Below are 451 nucleotides of genomic sequence, written 5' to 3'. Positions count from 1 at the left end.
TCGAAGTGGCCCAGCAGATAGCGGGTGAACAGCCGCTCGTAGCGGGCCACCGAGGCGATCTCCGCCTCCCGCAGGGTGGGCACCTCACGGGTCAGCTTGTAGCGGGCGACCGAGATGTCCGGCCGCGCCGCGTACATCTTCATGACCTCTTTGATGCCCCGGCACACCGTGTCGAGCGGATGCTCGTGCGCGGGCGCGGCGTTGAGCACCGCCTCGGCGCGGACCAGGGTGTCGTCGTGGTCGGGGAAGATCGCCTCTTCCTTGGAGCGGAAGTGGCGGAAGAACGTGCGGCGGGCCACCCCGGCGGCGGCCGCGATCTCGTCGACGGTGGTCGCCTCGTACCCCTTGGTCGCGAACAGCTCCATCGCGGCGGCCGCCAGTTCCCGGCGCATCTTGAGGCGCTGGGCGGCGGCACGCGAGCCGGCGGTGGACTCCGGCTGCTCGGTCGTGG

At 71.2% G+C, this 451-nt stretch carries 1 protein-coding gene; it reads right to left on the bottom strand.

What is annotated here, in order from left to right:
* Window positions 1-451, bottom strand: a 451-nt coding sequence (locus tag LPA54_RS38605; RefSeq protein ID WP_228985047.1) for a TetR family transcriptional regulator, incomplete at both ends; no start/stop codon positions are given.

It is taken from the genome of Streptomyces sp. DH12, assembly GCF_020873895.1.
GTDB lineage: Bacteria > Actinomycetota > Actinomycetes > Streptomycetales > Streptomycetaceae > Streptomyces.
Note: the sequence above shows the minus strand (reverse complement) of the source record. Positions and strands in the feature narration are given on the sequence as shown.